Annotated in this window: 14 protein-coding genes and 1 pseudogene; 8 read left to right on the top strand and 7 right to left on the bottom strand. The window is 65.0% G+C overall.

Annotated elements, in window-relative coordinates:
• Positions 1-67 precede the first annotated feature (67 nt).
• From ACYP5B_RS42670 to ACYP5B_RS42650, 5 genes are all read left to right on the top strand, one after another.
• Positions 68-1045, top strand: coding sequence for a Bug family tripartite tricarboxylate transporter substrate binding protein (locus tag ACYP5B_RS42670; protein WP_459573624.1), 978 nt, complete (start codon positions 68-70; stop codon positions 1043-1045).
• On the top strand, positions 1042-2343 hold the full coding sequence (locus ACYP5B_RS42665; protein WP_459573623.1) for a sulfatase family protein: 1302 nt from the start codon (positions 1042-1044) through the stop codon (positions 2341-2343). The genes ACYP5B_RS42670 and ACYP5B_RS42665 overlap by 4 nt, the downstream gene beginning before the upstream one ends.
• Positions 2344-2439: 96 nt before the next feature.
• Entirely contained in the window at positions 2440-3069 is a 630-nt protein-coding gene (locus ACYP5B_RS42660; RefSeq protein WP_459573622.1) for a glutathione S-transferase family protein, read from the top strand.
• A 31-nt stretch (positions 3070-3100) separates the two neighbouring features.
• Positions 3101-3736, top strand: coding sequence for a glutathione S-transferase family protein (locus tag ACYP5B_RS42655; protein WP_318235591.1), 636 nt, complete (start codon positions 3101-3103; stop codon positions 3734-3736).
• Between the two features lie 401 nt (positions 3737-4137).
• Positions 4138-5103, top strand: a complete 966-nt coding sequence (locus ACYP5B_RS42650) for an LLM class oxidoreductase (RefSeq protein WP_459573620.1) — start codon at positions 4138-4140, stop codon at positions 5101-5103.
• Between the two features lie 15 nt (positions 5104-5118).
• Here ACYP5B_RS42650 and ACYP5B_RS42645 read toward each other — a convergent pair whose 3' ends face one another.
• Positions 5119-6012: a LysR family transcriptional regulator gene (locus tag ACYP5B_RS42645; RefSeq protein WP_459573619.1), complete on the bottom strand. Its 894-nt coding sequence runs from the start codon at positions 6010-6012 to the stop codon at positions 5119-5121.
• 162 nt (positions 6013-6174) lie between these two features.
• On the opposite strand from ACYP5B_RS42645, the gene ACYP5B_RS42640 reads away from it, so the two are divergent.
• Positions 6175-6873 (top strand): peroxiredoxin-like family protein, encoded by a 699-nt coding sequence (locus ACYP5B_RS42640; protein WP_459573618.1) that lies wholly within the window; start codon positions 6175-6177, stop codon positions 6871-6873.
• Positions 6874-7008: 135 nt separating this feature from the next.
• On the opposite strand, the pseudogene ACYP5B_RS42635 reads toward ACYP5B_RS42640, so the two are convergent.
• The 4 genes and pseudogenes from ACYP5B_RS42635 to ACYP5B_RS42620 form a co-directional block, all read right to left on the bottom strand.
• Positions 7009-7290 (bottom strand): annotated as a pseudogene (locus tag ACYP5B_RS42635) (MaoC family dehydratase); the annotation flags it as partial.
• Between the two features lie 15 nt (positions 7291-7305).
• The gene (locus ACYP5B_RS42630) at positions 7306-8076 is read right to left on the bottom strand and encodes an enoyl-CoA hydratase/isomerase family protein (protein ID WP_459573617.1); all 771 of its coding nucleotides are present in this window, start codon (positions 8074-8076) and stop codon (positions 7306-7308) included.
• 14 nt (positions 8077-8090) lie between these two features.
• Complete coding sequence (locus tag ACYP5B_RS42625) at positions 8091-9317, bottom strand: CaiB/BaiF CoA transferase family protein (protein ID WP_459573616.1); 1227 nt, start codon at positions 9315-9317, stop codon at positions 8091-8093.
• A 92-nt stretch (positions 9318-9409) separates the two neighbouring features.
• Positions 9410-10384, bottom strand: coding sequence for a Bug family tripartite tricarboxylate transporter substrate binding protein (locus tag ACYP5B_RS42620; protein ID WP_459573615.1), 975 nt, complete (start codon positions 10382-10384; stop codon positions 9410-9412).
• A gap of 191 nt (positions 10385-10575) precedes the next feature.
• On the opposite strand from ACYP5B_RS42620, the gene ACYP5B_RS42615 reads away from it, so the two are divergent.
• Positions 10576-11535 carry a LysR family transcriptional regulator gene (locus ACYP5B_RS42615; protein ID WP_459573614.1) on the top strand — a complete coding sequence of 320 codons (960 nt, stop codon included), beginning with the start codon at positions 10576-10578 and terminating at the stop codon, positions 11533-11535.
• Between the two features lie 336 nt (positions 11536-11871).
• Here the strand turns inward: ACYP5B_RS42615 and ACYP5B_RS42610 are convergent, their stop codons facing one another.
• Both ACYP5B_RS42610 and ACYP5B_RS42605 read right to left on the bottom strand, forming a co-directional pair.
• Complete coding sequence (locus tag ACYP5B_RS42610) at positions 11872-13227, bottom strand: IS110 family RNA-guided transposase (RefSeq protein ID WP_459573613.1); 1356 nt, start codon at positions 13225-13227, stop codon at positions 11872-11874.
• A 175-nt stretch (positions 13228-13402) separates the two neighbouring features.
• Positions 13403-13648 carry a hypothetical protein gene (locus ACYP5B_RS42605; protein ID WP_459573612.1) on the bottom strand — a complete coding sequence of 82 codons (246 nt, stop codon included), beginning with the start codon at positions 13646-13648 and terminating at the stop codon, positions 13403-13405.
• A 519-nt stretch (positions 13649-14167) separates the two neighbouring features.
• Here ACYP5B_RS42605 and ACYP5B_RS42600 point away from each other — a divergent pair.
• Positions 14168-15169 (top strand): sulfate ABC transporter substrate-binding protein (locus tag ACYP5B_RS42600; RefSeq protein ID WP_459573611.1); only part of this gene is annotated, 1002 nt, incomplete at its 3' end.

The following is a 15169-nucleotide window of genomic DNA, read 5'->3' as shown; positions in this document are numbered from 1 at the left end:
TTGTGCGGCACGTTGGCGCCAGCAAGCTGGTGCCAGCCGGCGCCATCATAACAACGGAGACCACGCCATGTTCCATCGCCTTTCCGCCCCGCTGCGGGCCGCAACCCTTGCGCTGCTGCTCTGCGCGCCGGGACTCGCGGCGCACGCCCAGGAGCGCTATCCGGCCAAGCCGGTGCGCTTCGTCAACGCGTTCCCGCCGGGCGGCCCGTCCGACCTGCTGGCCCGCTCGGTGGCCGAGGTGCTGCAGGGCGAGCTCAAGCAGGCCTTTGTGGTCGAGAACAAGCCGGGGGCGGGCGGTAACCTGGGCGCGGGCGCGGTGGCCAAGAGCCCGGCCGATGGCTACGCGGTGCTGTTCGGCATCGATACCACCTTTACCGTCAACCCGCATATCTACAGCACCATGCCGTTCCGGCCCGGCGAGCTCAAGCCCTTGATGATCCTGGCCAGTTCGGGTTTGCTGGTAGGCACGTCCCCGTCGTCGGGCATCGCCTCCTTGCCGGACCTGGTCAAGCAGGCCAAGGCGAAGCGCTTGAACTTCAGCTCCGGCGGCAGCGGCAGCCCGGGCCACCTGGCCATCGAGGAGTTCCAGCGCGCCACCGGCCTCAGGCTGAACCATGTGCCTTACAAGGGCAGCACGCCGGCGGTGACCGCTGTGGTGGGCAGCGAGGTGGATGGCGGCTTCCTGGCCACGCCCAGCATGCTGCCCTTCGTCAAGGCGGGCAAGGTGACGGCGCTGGCGGTGACCAGCCGCCAGCGCTCGCGGCTGGCGCCGGGCATCGCCACCGTGGCGCAGCTGGGCATGAAGGACCTGGAGCATGAGGTACTGTATGTGGCGATGGTGCCGGCGGCCACGCCCGAGCCGGTGGTGCGCGTGCTTGAGCGTGCCATCGGCGATGCGCTGGCGCGGCCGGATGTGCAGGCACGCATGCAGGCGCTGGACCTGCAGCCCGAAGGCGTCACGGGCGCGGCCGCCGCGCGGCGCTTGTCGGAACTGTCCGATCGTTATCGTCAACTCATCGTCGCTACCGGCATGAAGGTCGAATGAAACCGAACCTGATCTATATCGTCGCCGACGACCTCGGCTATGCGGACCTGGGCTGCTATGGCGGGCGCGTGCCGGTGTCTCCGGTGCTCGACAGCCTGGCCGCCAACGGCCTGATGCTCACGCAGGGCTATGCCAACTCGCCGGTGTGCTCTCCCACGCGCTTTGCGCTGATGACGGCGCGCTATCAGTACCGGCTGCGCGGCGCGGCGGAGGAGCCGATCAACAGCAAGAGCCGCGGCAACAACACGCTGGGCCTGCCGCCGGCGCATCCCACCTTGCCCTCGCTGCTGCAGGCGCAGGGCTACCGCACGGCGCTGATCGGCAAATGGCACCTGGGCTTTGCACCGGCGTTCGGGCCGCTGCTGTCGGGCTACCAGGAGTTTTTCGGGCCCATGGCGGGCGGTGTCGATTACTTCACGCACTGCGATTCCAGCGGCCGCCACGACCTGTGGCACAACGACGCGGAGCACCAGGAGGCCGGCTACCTGACCGATCTGCTGTCGCGGCGCACGGTGGATTACGTGACGCGCATGAGCGGGCAGGGCGCACCGTTTTTCCTGAGCCTGCACTACACCGCGCCGCACTGGCCGTGGGAAACCCGCGACGACGCCGCGCTGGCGCCGCAGGTCAGCAACAACCTCTTCCATCTCGACGGCGGCAACATCCACACTTACCGGCGCATGATCGGCCACATGGATGAGGGCATCGGCTGGCTGGTGCGGGCGCTGCGCCAGCTCGGCCAGCTCGACAACACGCTGATCGTCTTCACCAGTGACAACGGCGGCGAGCGCTTCTCGGACAACTGGCCGCTGGTGGGCGGCAAGATGGACCTGACCGAGGGGGGCATCCGCGTGCCGTGGATCGCGCACTGGCCCGCGGTGATCGCGCCGGGTGGCGCCAGCGCGCAGCACTGCATGACGATGGACTGGTCGGCCACGATGCTGGACGCGGCGGGCGTGCAGGCCGATGCCGGCTACCCGCTCGACGGCGTGTCGCTGATGCCGTTGCTGCGCGATGCGGCGCACCGCTTCCACCGTCCGCTGCACTGGCGCATGAACCACCGCGACCAGCGCGCGCTGCGCGACGGCGACTGGAAGTACCTGCAGGTGGACGGACACGAGTACCTGTTCGATCTCAGCCGCGATGAGCGCGAGCGCGCCAACCTGGCAAAACGCGAGCCCCAGCGGCTGGCGGCGATGCGCGAGGCGTGGCTGGCGTGGAATGCGGGCATGCCGCCGATTCCGCAGGACGCCACGGTCAGCCTGGGTTACTCGGCCGCGGACATGCCGCAGCGGTAGTGATCCGGCCGAGCGACGCCGAGGCCCCGATCCGCGCCTTGGTGTATCGTTGAAGGCTTCCGCGAAACGCGGGAATCTTCAACGGGGACGCATCGAATGCTGACGATCTGGGGCCGTGCGAATTCGGTCAATGTGCAGAAAGTACTGTGGGCTTGCGAAGAACTTGGCTTGCCGTTCCAGCGGATCGACGCCGGCATGCAATTCGGCGGCAACTACGAGCCCGACTATCTCGCCATGAATCCTAACGGGCGCGTCCCGACCATCATCGATGGCGATTTTGTGCTGTGGGAGTCGAATTCCATCCTGCGCTACCTCGCCATGGAATATGGCAAGGCAGGCGCGCTGTACCCGGCCGCGCCCAAGGTGCGCGCCAGCGTGGACCGCTGGCTGGACTGGTCGCTGTCGACCTTGCAGCCGGCGGAACGGCCGGTCTTCTGGGGCTTTGTGCGCACGCCCGCCGCCGAGCGCGATGTGGCTCGCCTCACCGCCGAAGCCGGCGTGGTGGCGGGACTGTGGCGGATGCTCGACCAGCACCTGGAAGGGCGCGACTATATGGAAGGCGGCGTCTTCACGCTCGCCGACCTGGTGCTGGGCGCCTACGCGCGCCGCTGGTTCGGCCTGGACGGCCAGATCGACCGTCCCGCACTGCGCCATATCGAGCGCTGGTATGCGCGCGTTGCCGAGCGTGCCGGCTTCCGCCAGTATGTCGCGGCGCCGCTAAGCTGAGCCTGGATACCTTCATCACGGACCGATTCCCATGACTATCACCCTGCACACCTGGAACACGCCGAACGGACGCAAGATCAGCGTCGCGCTCGAGGAAATGGCGCTGCCTTATACCGTCAAGACGGTGAACATCACCAAGGGCGAGCAGCACCAGCCGGATTTCCTGCGCATCAGCCCCAACAACCGGATCCCGGCCATCGTCGATGCCGATGGCCCCGATGGACAACCGATCAGCGTCTTCGAATCCGGCGCGATCCTGCTTTACCTTGCCGAGAAGACCGGCAAGTTCCTGCCCGCGAGCCTGCGTGAGCGCGTGCCGGTGCTGGAGTGGCTGATGTGGCAGATGGGCGGCTTCGGGCCCATGCCGGGCCAGGTGCATCACTTCCGCACGGTCGAGCCGGAGGCCGACCGGCACTATGGGCTTAAGCGCTATTCGGAAGAAACGCGGCGCCTCTACGGCGTGCTGGACCGGCGCCTGGCGGAGGTGGAATACGTGGCCGGCGACCTGTCCGTGGCGGATTTCGCGATTCTGGGCTGGGCGTGGCGCCACGAGCGCCATCAGGTCCCGCTGGAGGCGTTCCCCAATGTCAAGCGGTGGTATGACGCCCTGTTTGCGCGTCCCGGCGTGCAGCGCGGCTTTGCGGTCAAGCTCGATGACCTGACCTGACCTGACCTGACCTGGCTTGACTTGACTTGACTTGACCAGACCTGACGCTGGCGAATCCATACAAACTCCATACATCCGCCGTACCTCCTTTGCACAAACCGGGCGCCCATTTGACATGGGTCAAGAACCAGAATGGTGCGCCCCGCTAAGATGGTTTCCGTCATGGAGATGCGGGGGCGCTCTTCATGACTTGTCTACCCGTTTCCAGCATACGGAAACTTGGCCCGCGCCACGCAAGTGGGGCGGGCTTTTTTCTTTGCCGCTTGTCCGCCCGGCGCTATGGGTTCTTATCCGCCCGGCTCACCCGGTTGTGCGCAGCGGCCAGCGCGTGGCGACTGCTAATATGCCGGACGGTCCCCGCAGACGGGCCAGCGACCCGCAAGTCCATCCGGAGGACCCGAATGCCTCAGACACAAGCCCCTTCGCCGCACAACGCTGCCGTGCAAGACCGCCTGTTCCAGGAAGGCCACCTCTCGCTCGGCCTGACCTTGCCGATGCTGCAACCCGGCCAGTTCGTCGCGGACTTCCGCGAGCAGGTGGCGCTGGCCAAGGTCGCCGACGCGCTCGGCTTCCGCGCGCTGTGGGTGCGCGACGTGCCGCTGAACAGCGCCGACTACCCGGACCCGGTCGGGCATCTCGATCCCTGGGTGTTCCTTGGCGCGCTGGCCAGCCAGACCGAGCGCATCGCGCTGGTGAGCGGCGCCATCGTGCTGACGCTGCGGCATCCGCTGCATGTCGCCAAAGGGGCGATTTCAGTCAGCGCGTTGTCGCAGGGCCGCTTCGTGCTCGGCCTGGGCTCTGGCGACCGTCCTGCCGAGTACGCTGCGTTTGGGCAGGCTACGGCCGCACGGCGCGATTTGTACCTGCGTCACTGGGAGACGGTGGCGGCGGCGGTGGGAGAGCTTTCCCGGGTGATCCCGGATCAGGTCCATGAAGACACGCCCGAGTTTTTCCTGCTCCCCAGGCTCCCCGCGCCCATTCCCTTGCTGGCCGTGGGCTCGGGCGGGCAAAGCGTCGACTGGATCGCGCGCCATGCCATCGGCTGGATGACCTATCACCGCGAGCCCACGGTGCAGCGGGAGCGCTATCGCATGTGGCGCACGGCGGTTGAGCGTGCCGCGCCCGGGCAGTTCCGCGCCTTTGGCGTGGCGATGCAACTGGACCTGAGCGCCGATGCCGGCGAGCCGCCTACCACGTTGCCACTTGGCTATCGCACCGGGCGAAATGGACTGAGGGAGTTGCTGAGGGACATGCGCGGCAGCGGCACGCATCATGTATCGCTGAATCTGCAAGCGTCCGAACGCGCGCCGCAAGAGGTGATCGAAGAACTGGCCGCCGAAGTCCTGCCAGAATTTCACGCGGACTAGCCTGCTTGCCCCCCGCTAAGCGATGTCGCGGCGCAGTGCCGCTTCCACGAACGCGACAAAAGCCTTGACCTTCGCGCTGGCCATGCGGCCGGTCGGAAATACCGCCCACAGGTCGACCGGTGCCAGCGTCCATTCGGCGAGCACCTGCCTGACTTCGCCGCTGGCCAGTTCCGGCGCGAACATCCATTCGGAGCCGATCGCCACGCCGATATCCGCGAGCACCGCGGCGCGCACGCCCTCGGCGGCCGTGACCCGCAAGCGGCCGGATACCTCGACGGATACCTCGGCGCCGCCCCGGTGGAATGCCCAGGCGTCGCCGCCGCCCTCGCGGTCGTAGACGATGGCCTCATGCGCGAGCAAGTCGGCGGGCACCTTTGGCTCACCGGCAGCGGCGAAGTAGCGTGGCGTGCCGACCACGACCCGCCGGCTTTGCGCGATCTTCCTGGCGGTCATGGCCGAATCTCGCAGCGCGCCCATGCGCAGGGCGACATCCACCCCATGCTCGAGCAGGTCGATATTGCCATCCTCCAGCAGCACGTCCACCACCAGTTGCGGGTGCTCGGCCAGGAAGGCTTTGAGGTGCGGGACGATATGCAGCCGCGCAAAGGTGACGGCCGCGGTCACGCGCAGGCGGCCGGACAGACTGGCGCCCGAGCCCCTCGCCGCGTGCTCCGCCGCATCCGCTTCCTCGATCGCGCGCTTGGCGTGCTCGTAGAAATTCTTTCCTGCTTCGGTCGGCGACAGGCCGCGGGTGGACCGCACGAGCAGCCGCACGCCAAGCTGGTCTTCCAGCTGTGCGACCGACTTCGATACGGAGGGCTGCCCGACCTTCAACAGCCGCGCGGCGCCCGAGAAAGAGCCTGCCTCGATGACGGCAACGAATGTTTCCATGGCAGTCATCCTGTCCACGATGTGTTTCCTCTCATTGGATTGCCGCCGGGTTATGCCTCAAAAGAATGAATCATATTCCCGCGGCTCGCCTACCGCCTTGAAGCGGCTTGACCGAACATGATTCCAGCAACGTGCACCTTCGCATCGAGCAGCTTACTTGGATCAGATGGAGTAGTCATCATGTCACTGCAGCAAAAACTCGACGCCTTCAAGGCGGACTTCAAGGCCGGCAAGGCGCCGTATTTCGCACCACAGGAAATCCATCCCATCATGGAGCGGGCCACCGCTGAACTGATTGCCTCGGGACAAGCAGGCCGCGCGCTGAAGGCGGGGGACAAGGCGCCCGTCTTCACGCTGACGGACCCGGAGGGCGCACCGGTTTCCTCGGAGGCACTGCTGGCGCAAGGGCCTCTCATCGTCAGCTTCTACCGCGGGGTGTGGTGCCCGTATTGCAATATGGAACTGCAGGCGCTGGAAGAGGCCGCGCCGGCGTTCAGGGAAGCCGGCGCCAGCGTGGTGGCCATTTCGCCGCAGAACGCGGTCAATAGCCGCAAGTCCGTGCGCACCAACAAGCTGAGCTTCCCCATCCTCAGCGACACGCATAACGACGTGGCTGCCGCGTTTGGCTTGCGCTTCGCACTGCCGGACTATCTGGTGGACCTGTACAAGCAACTGAAGAACGACCTGCCGGCCTTCAACGGCGACGCGAGCTGGACGCTGCCGATGCCGGCGCGCTACGTGATCGGGCAAGATGGGACCATCCTCTATGCCGAGGTCAATCCTGACTACACGCACCGGCCGGAGCCTTCCGAGATGTTGCCGGCGCTGCGCCACCCCAAAGGCGGCAGGCAAGGGCAGCACAATCCCGTGTCGGTGTGATGGGTGAGCGAGACCGGCGCAATTGTACCGCCGGGTAGCCACGGCGGCCCAGGGAGCGCGCGGCAGGTGTGGCTGCCTCCCCTGGTGCCGCAAGGAGAGCACCGCTGGCCCTGGACTCCAGGTTGCAGCAGGAACCTAGTCCGGCTGGCGCTTCTTCAGCAGGTAGCGCTGCGTGCCTTCCAGCACGAGCACCGCGGACTGGTTATGCACGGTTGTACGCATGGCCAGCACGCCGGTACTCCGGTTCGGCGCGAGCTCGCTGACTTCCAGCGTGGTGTACAGGGTATCGCCGACAAAGACGGGATGCAGGAAGCGGCTGCTCTGGTCGATGAAGCCCTTCAGGGATTCCTCGACCATATGCGGAAAGAGTCCGGCGCCCGCAGCAGTCTGGATCACGAGCTGGAAGCCATGGGCAAGCGTTGAGAGGGAAGATCAGGCTTGCCAGGATGGCTTGCGCTTCTCCACGAACGCGGCGATGCCTTCCCTCGCGTCGTCCGTCGCCACCACATTGCCGAAGCTCTCGACTGCCGAGGCGACGCCGCGCCGGTAGCCGTTGTCATTGGCGTGCATGAAGGCCTTGCGTCCCATCCTGACGACGACGGGCGATTTCGCGCACAGCGTCTGGGCAAGCGCCCTGGCCTCGCGCATGACGTCCTGCTCGGGCACCACGCGGCTGACCAGCCCGAGGGACATGGCCTCGGCGGCGTCGAACGCGCGTCCGGTGAAAAGCAGGTCGAACGCGCGGTGGCGGCCAATCACGCGTGGCAGGTGGGTGTAGTGGATGGCGGGAGTCAGCCCGACGTCGATTTCCGGGTAGCCGAAGGTGGCCGTGTCGGCGGCGACGATCATGTCGCAGGAGATAGCCAGCGTCATGCCGCCGCCGCGGGCGGTGCCGTTCACGGCGGCAATGGACGGCTTGCCGAGGTGGAATTGCGCGTCGCACAGTTCGTTGTACAGCTTGTCGACCAGGCCGTGGACCCGCGCCGGCGGCGCGCCATGCAGCGCATCCAGCCTCAGGCCGGCGCAGAAGCGCCGGGGCAGGGCGCTGCCCAGTATGACGGCCCTGACCGAATCATCCTGGGCCGCGCGCCGCAGCGCGAGCAGCAAATCGTCGATCATGGCCTCGTTCAGGGCATTGACGGGCGCGCTATCGAGGAGGATCTCGGCGACCCTGTCGCGTACTTCATACTTGACTGACGGCATGGCTATTCCTGGATTCATGCGGCCGTGGACAGGCCGTGGGTGTCATTGGCTTCGGCGCAGGCAACCACGCCGCGCGCCTTGAATTGTTCGATGGACTCGGGCGTGTAGCCCGCCTGCAACAGGATCTCGTCCGTGTGCTGGCCCAGCAAAGGCGGCGCGCGGTGCGCTTGCCGGCTGCCGCCGCGAAAGCGAACGGGCAAGCCCATATTCCGCACCTTGCCCAGCACCGGATGCTCGGATTCGGCGATCAGCGCGCGCTCGGCCACTTGCGGGTGTTCCAGCGCCTGGTCCAGCGTATGAATCGGGGAGCAGGCCACGCCCGCCTTGCGCAGCGCGTCCAGCCAGTATGCAACCGGCTGGGTACGGATGCGCGCCTGGACCATCTCGACCGTCTCGGCGAAGTGCGCGACGCGAGCTGCGTTGGTAGCGAAGCGCGGCGCGTCGACGACATCCTGCAGCCCGGCGACCGGGCAGAAGCGCCGCCACTGCGCGTCGTTGCCCACGCCGATCATCACCGGCCCGTCGGCTGCGTCGAACACCTGGTAGGGCGCCATGGCCGGATGCGCGGTGCCCATAGGCCGCGGCACCTTGCCGCTGAGCCAGTAGGTCTGGGCGAGATAGCCCATGAAACCCATGGCCGTATCCAGCAGGGACACCTCCAGGTGCATGCCGCGGCCTGTCTTCTGCCGCTCGATCAGCGCGGCCAGGATGCCGCTGAACGCATGCATGCCGGTGCCAAGGTCGACCGGAGAGAAGCTGGCGCGTGCATGCTGCCCGCCGGGCTGGCCCATGGTGCTGATCATGCCGCTGAATGCCTGCAGCATGACGTCGTAGCCGGGCTCCTGGCCCAGGGGCCCCGAGCGGCCGTAGCCGGAAATCTCGCAGTAGATCAGCGCCGGGTTCAGCGCGGACAGCGTGTCGTAGTCCACGCCGAGCCTGGCGGCGGCGCCGCCGCCGAAGCCTTGCAGCACGACGTCCGCCTTGGCCGCCAGCGCTTGCACGATCTGCCTGCCTTCGCTGGTCTTGAGGTCGACGGCGAGGCTGCGCTTGTTGTGGTTGACGGCCAGGAAGGTGGCGGACTGCCCGCGGTCCTGCGGCAGCCAGGCGCGCGTATCGTCGCCGCTGCCGACCGGTTCGACCTTGATGACCTCGGCGCCCAGTTCGCCCAGGTACTGCCCGCACAAGGGGCCGGCCAGCACCTTGCTCAGATCGAGGACGCGAATGCCCTGCAATGCGATCATGAATGTGTCTCCGAAACAGGTCGACGGCGGACTCCGCCCAGGCTTGCGGGTGCAAGTCCGCCGTCGTGTTGTCGCAATGGGAAGCCGGGCGGCTACTCGGGCTTGATGTCGATGGACCGGGCCAGGGCCGTCCATCGCGCTGCGTCGCGATTCACATAGGCCTGCAAATCGGCGGGCGCCATGTGAAACGGCTCCGCCCCGCGTGCAATCAGCGCACTGCCATAGCCCGGATCGCTTGCGCTTTGCGCCACGGCCTGGCGCAGCTTCTCGACAAGGGCGGGCGGCGTCTTCGCGCTGGCCTGCAGGGACAGCCAGAACTTCAGGTCCAGCGCGGGATAGCCGGCTTCCTGCAGCGTCGGCACATCCGGCAGCAGGGGCGAGCGCGCAGCGGCGGTGATCGCCAGCGCCTTGAGCTTGCCGCCCTGTATCTGGCCGATGGAGGTGGTCATGCTGTCGAAGAGGAAATCCACATTCCCGGCCATGACATCGGTGCTTGCCGGCGCGCTGCCCTTGTAGGGCACGGCCACCGCGCTGAAGCCCGCCTCCTTCTGCAGGAGCGCGCCATAGATATGCGGCGAGCTGCCGGCGCCGAAGGTGGCGTAGGTGAGATTGTTCGGCCGCTGCTTGCCGATGCGCACCAGGCCCGCAAGGGTGTTGACGCCCAGCTTGCTCGGGTGCACCACCAGCACGTTCGGCACCGTCGCCACCACGCCGATGGCCACCAGGTCGCGTTGCGGGCGGAAGCGCAAGTCGGGGAACAGCAGCGGATTGACGGCGTGCATGCCGACCGTGTTCAGCAGCAGCGTATAGCCGTCGGCGTTGGCGTCGAGCACAGTCTGCGTGCCGAGATTGCCGCCGGCGCCGGGCTTGTTCTCGACCACCACTGGCTGGCCGAGCCGGTTGCCCAGCGGTATGGCAATCAGGCGTGCCACGAAGTCCCCGGGGCCACCCGCGGCGAACGGGACGACAAGCTTGACCGGTCGCGACGGCCATTGATCCGCAAGGAGCGGGCGGGTGAGCAAGGATGCGGCGGCGCCCGTCAGGAATGTACGGCGGCTGAGTGCCATGGTGTCTCCGTGGATCATCTGTCTTGGAATCCGCGTGCGGTGCGCGGAAGCTGGCGTCACTATGGCCGGCCGCAGGCTATATGTCCAAGATAGATATTTGATACTGACTATATATCTGTGATATACCCAGCCATCTTGCCACCGTGCCGCCGACCGGCGGGCCCCGTGGCGCGGCATGCGGAGACTGGCTTATGTCGATCGATATACGTGGACTCAGGTGCTTTCTGGCCGTGGTATCGGCGGGATCGATTTCCCGGGCCGCGGAGAACATGCATCTGGCGCAGCCGGCGCTGAGCCTGCAGATCAAGCACATCGAACAGGATCTGGGCGTTGCTCTCTTCATGCGCAGCCACAAGGGCGTTGTCCCGACCGCCGCGGGGCTGAGATTCGAGAGCCACGCCAGGGATATCCTCAAGCGGCTCGACGTCGCGTGCGAGGACGTACGTGACCTGATGACCGATCCGGCCGGCAGGGTAGCAATCGGCCTGCCTCAATCCATGGCGAAGATACTGACCGTGCCGCTGGTGCGCGAAGCCATCCGGCGCTGGCCAAAGGTCAAGTTGCAGGTGGTCGAGCTAAGCACCGGGTATATCCCCGATCACCTGCTGAGCGGGCGCATCGACCTTGGCCTGACCTTCCAGGCGGATGCCGGCTCCGGCCTGCTGTTCGAGCACGTTGTCGACGAGGATCTCGTCTTGCTGGCGCCACCGGGGCAGTTCGCCGATGCCCGCAAGACCGGAGCAGAACTGACCAAAGCAGTCCGGTTCAAGGACCTTCACCGCTTCCCCATGATCCTGCCTGCGGCCGAGCATGGCTTGCGCGCATTGATCGATGACTATCTGCGCGCGCATCATGTCGAGCTCTCGGTACTGGCAGAGGTGAATGCCATTCCGCAGCTCATCAATCTCGCCGCGCAAGGCGTGGGGTGCACGATCCTTTCCTACGCATCGGTCTGCGCCGAGTTGCGCAATGGCTTGCTGTCCGCGGCGCGGATCACACATCCGAGCATATCGCGCCCCGTCTATCTGTGCCGGTCCGCCACCATGCCGCTGTCGATCGCCGTCTCGGCCGTACTGGACCTGCTGATGGATACGGTCCGGTCGCTGATCGCCGATGGCCAGTGGCCGGCCCGCGTGAAGGGCGCAGGTTGATAGTCTTGCAGGCTGACACAAACGGGCCTCCATGGTGAACGACAAATGGAGGCTGCAAATTTCGATGGTTTACATATTTTGTGATTTTATTGTTTGCCAAGTTGATTGCAGCCGTTTTTGTCGATTGATTCGATCAGGTCGGTCATTTTCTCCTTGTTGAGAATGTCTGCTCTCAATACGCTGGCTGAACCGCCATTTGGAAGAATGTCGGATGCTGCCTTCTTGAATAGGGACGGGGATAACGTGCGGAGTCCGCACGCGGCATAGAGTTTTGCTTCATTGGTAGATTCTTTGGATCTTATTATTTCCTTGAAGATCTCATTCGCCTCCCTGTTCCTAAGAAACACCCTGCACGGTTGCCTCTTGGAGGGTAAAGCCGAACTCCGCCGCGCGGCGATGCAGTTGCTTGATGACCCGCTCTCGGTACCGACGTTCATAGTGGTCTGCACCAGGATCTTGGTAACGAATGCCGAACCGCATTGCGTTGTAGAACAGGACCGCAATCTTGCGTGCTGTCGCCGTTACGGCCTTGGCCTTGCCCACGCGGGCCGCCAGGCGTCGATAGAAGGCGCCGAGCGAGGTGTTCGTTCGACCGACGGTGACGGCGGCAAGCCGCAGGTGCGCACTTACTCTGTTGGTCGTCTTGCGGGTGTGTGCCGACAGCACCTTGCCGCCGCTGATTTTGCATCCGGGCGCCAAGGTCAACCATGACGTGAAGTGCTTGGCCGTCGGCCATTTACTCAGGTCGGTCCCGCATTCGGCAACCAAGCGCAGTGCGAGGTAGGGTCCAATGCCATGAATCTGCGTCAGGTCTACACCTGTAAGCTGATACAGGGGTCCCCGGGTATCGAAGCTCACGGCGTTGGGCTGCACTGTCTTGTGTCGCGGCTTCGGCATGGGCTCGGCGGGGTCTTGCTTGTCGGCGTTCAACTCAGCCAGCGTGCGTTCGATCCGACCATCGCATTCGGCGAGACGCATTTGGTAGAAGTCGTACAAAGCCAGCGCTTGTGTGAGCGCGAAGAGGTGCTCGGGTTGGTAGTTGCCGACCAGCGCTGCACGCACAATCTCGTTGCTGGCCTTGCAGCGGACGTCGCGCATCGTCGCGAGCACGTCTGGATCGCGCTGACCAGCGACGACGGCGCGGATGATCCTCATCCCGGTCACGCCGGTGACATCGCTGACCACATGGTGCAACTGTAGGTTCATCAAGGTCAGTGCCTTCTGCATGTGCTGGATGTGTGCAGCGGCGTAGTCAAGGTGTCGTTCACGCAGCCGCAGGTAGGCCCTGAGCGCAGCGATGTCACGTTCGGGCCGGAAACTCGGGCGAAGCAGGCCACAGGCATGCAGTCGTTGCAACCACTGCGCGTCATTGACGTCGCTCTTGCGGCCGGGTACTGCGCGCGCCTCGCGCGCATTGGCGACGATGACTTCGATGCCGCGAGCCTGCAGCAACTCGTACACGGGCACCCAGTACACGCCAGTGGATTCCATGGCCACCGTCTCGATGCCGATCGACACGAGCCAGTCTGCCATCCGCTCAATATCACCCGTGAAGGCCTGGAACGTCTGCACCGCCTCGTCACACAACTCGGGCGGAACGGCGACGACATGGAATCGTGCGCCGATATCGATGCCCGCGGCACGGTCATGGATAACGGGCAGACCCGCCGGTTTGATGGATTGTCTTGCCATGATCACCTCCTGAGGGTTGAGCACGCAGGACGGGGACTCGGATCAGATCAATTTCCTAAGCGGGGTCACACGAGGTGCCACCACAGCTGGGTCCGCAGCTTCCCCTGGGCCAGGTTTTTTGACGGGGACGAATGCCTCCAAAAAGCAAGCGGCCTCTGTCCAGCGCCCTCGTAGTTTAGGCGCTGCATGTTTCTACCCATATGGGGCAAGGCAAGCCGTGTGGGCGGTTTTTTAGTATCTTTCTATAAATCTTCTCGTTTTCACTGATATGTCCAGTGAATCCCACCATGCCAAGCGAGAAAGTATTGGCATTCGCCAGTTTCTCCTTGTCACGGTCAATTTGATCGACATCTGTGCTGGCAAATGATTGGGCGCCGCCGATAGCGGATAGTAATGTCAGATAAATGATCAAGTTCTTCATGTCGTGTAGGTTTGAAATCCGTCGCTAATACGATCAGCCCCACCGGGGTACGGTGAGATGCGCTCTCGCCAACACGGCAATTGCAAATGAGAATTATACGCATTGGTGCCCTGAAGACCAATCGTCGGCGCTATCCGTAGCACGCGGGCCCCCCATGCACCCTCTCCTTGTTGCCGGGAGCGGGCCAGATGGGCCTGTGACGTTGAACGGGGCGATGCTGCGCCTGCCGGGATCGCGGGAACGCGACGCATGCAGGCCCCGGATGCCCTACGCTGTGCGGCAGCAGTCTTTGGGACATCATTCGCGGCAGGACTGCACCTTCGACCATCCCCCTACGGCATGCCCATATTTCCGCAAATTCTTATGCGGAAAACGTGCAAGGATCGGCGAAACCATTCGTTCCTTTCACATAGCCCCCTCGGTAGTCTTCCTCCCTGACACAAGCCTTCCCACGCAAGGAGGGCCATGAAACGCGGCGCGAACGCGCCATTTCACGACGAGAATACGGGAGCAAGACACATGATTCGCAAGCTGGCCATCGGACTCGCGGCACTGGCCGTCATCGGTTCCACCCAGACCGCGTGGGCCAACACCGCCCTCTTGAACGTTTCGTACGATCCCACGCGGGAGCTGTATGTGGACGTGAATGCGGCCTTCGCCAAGGCGTGGAAGGCCAAGGGCGGCGACGCGCTGACCATCCGCCAGTCGCACGGCGGCTCGGGCAAGCAGGCGCGTTCGGTGATCGACGGGCTGGATGCGGATGTGGTCACGCTGGCGCTGGGCTATGACATCGACGCCATCGCCGAGAAGGGCTTGCTCAAGCCGGACTGGCAAAAGCGCTTGCCGCACAATGCGTCGCCCTATACCTCGACCATCGTGTTCCTGGTGCGCAAGGGCAACCCCAAGGGCATCAAGGACTGGAACGACCTGGTCAAGCCGGGCGTGCAGGTGATCACGCCTAACCCGAAGACCTCGGGCGGCGCGCGCTGGAACTACCTGGCGGCCTGGGGCTATGCGCTGCGCCAGCCGGGCGGCAACGAGCAGAAGGCCAAGGAGTTCGTCGGTCAGCTGCTGAAGAACGTGCCGGTGCTGGATTCCGGCGCCCGCGGCGCCACCACGACCTTTGTCGAGCGCGGCCTGGGCGATGTGCTGATTGCCTGGGAGAACGAGGCCATCCTGGCGATCAAGGAACTGGGCCCGGACAAGTTCGACATCGTTGCGCCGTCGATCTCCATCCTGGCCGAGCCGCCGGTGGCGGTGGTGGACAAGGTGGTGGACAAGAAGGGCACGCGCAAGGTGGCGGAAGCCTACCTGCAGTTCCTGTACACCGACGAGGGCCAGGAAATCGCGGCCAAGAATTACTACCGCCCGATCTCGGAGAAGATTGCCGCCAAGTATGCGAGCAACTTCCCCAAGGTCAAGCTGTTCACCATCGATGAGGCCTTTGGCGGCTGGCAGAAAGCGCAGAAGGCGCACTTCGCCGACGGTGGCTCGTTCGACCAGGTCTACCAGCCTGGCAAG

This window comes from Cupriavidus sp. 8B (assembly GCF_054589115.1).
The sequence above is the reverse complement of the archived record's forward strand: the minus strand, read 5'-3'. Positions and strand labels throughout refer to the sequence as shown.

Bases quoted from the DNA above. Each gene is read 5' to 3' on its own strand.
- ACYP5B_RS42670 (WP_459573624.1), top strand. From the start codon at position 68: ATGTTCCATCGCCTTTCCGCCCCGCTGCGGGCCGCAACCCTTGCGCTG.
- ACYP5B_RS42665 (WP_459573623.1), top strand. From the start codon at position 1,042: ATGAAACCGAACCTGATCTATATCGTCGCCGACGACCTCGGCTATGCG.
- ACYP5B_RS42660 (WP_459573622.1), top strand. From the start codon at position 2,440: ATGCTGACGATCTGGGGCCGTGCGAATTCGGTCAATGTGCAGAAAGTA.
- ACYP5B_RS42655 (WP_318235591.1), top strand. From the start codon at position 3,101: ATGACTATCACCCTGCACACCTGGAACACGCCGAACGGACGCAAGATC.
- ACYP5B_RS42650 (WP_459573620.1), top strand. From the start codon at position 4,138: ATGCCTCAGACACAAGCCCCTTCGCCGCACAACGCTGCCGTGCAAGAC.
- ACYP5B_RS42640 (WP_459573618.1), top strand. From the start codon at position 6,175: ATGTCACTGCAGCAAAAACTCGACGCCTTCAAGGCGGACTTCAAGGCC.
- ACYP5B_RS42630 (WP_459573617.1), bottom strand. From the start codon at position 8,076: ATGCCGTCAGTCAAGTATGAAGTACGCGACAGGGTCGCCGAGATCCTC.
- ACYP5B_RS42625 (WP_459573616.1), bottom strand. From the start codon at position 9,317: ATGATCGCATTGCAGGGCATTCGCGTCCTCGATCTGAGCAAGGTGCTG.
- ACYP5B_RS42620 (WP_459573615.1), bottom strand. From the start codon at position 10,384: ATGGCACTCAGCCGCCGTACATTCCTGACGGGCGCCGCCGCATCCTTG.
- ACYP5B_RS42615 (WP_459573614.1), top strand. From the start codon at position 10,576: ATGTCGATCGATATACGTGGACTCAGGTGCTTTCTGGCCGTGGTATCG.
- ACYP5B_RS42610 (WP_459573613.1), bottom strand. From the start codon at position 13,227: ATGGCAAGACAATCCATCAAACCGGCGGGTCTGCCCGTTATCCATGAC.
- ACYP5B_RS42605 (WP_459573612.1), bottom strand. From the start codon at position 13,648: ATGAAGAACTTGATCATTTATCTGACATTACTATCCGCTATCGGCGGC.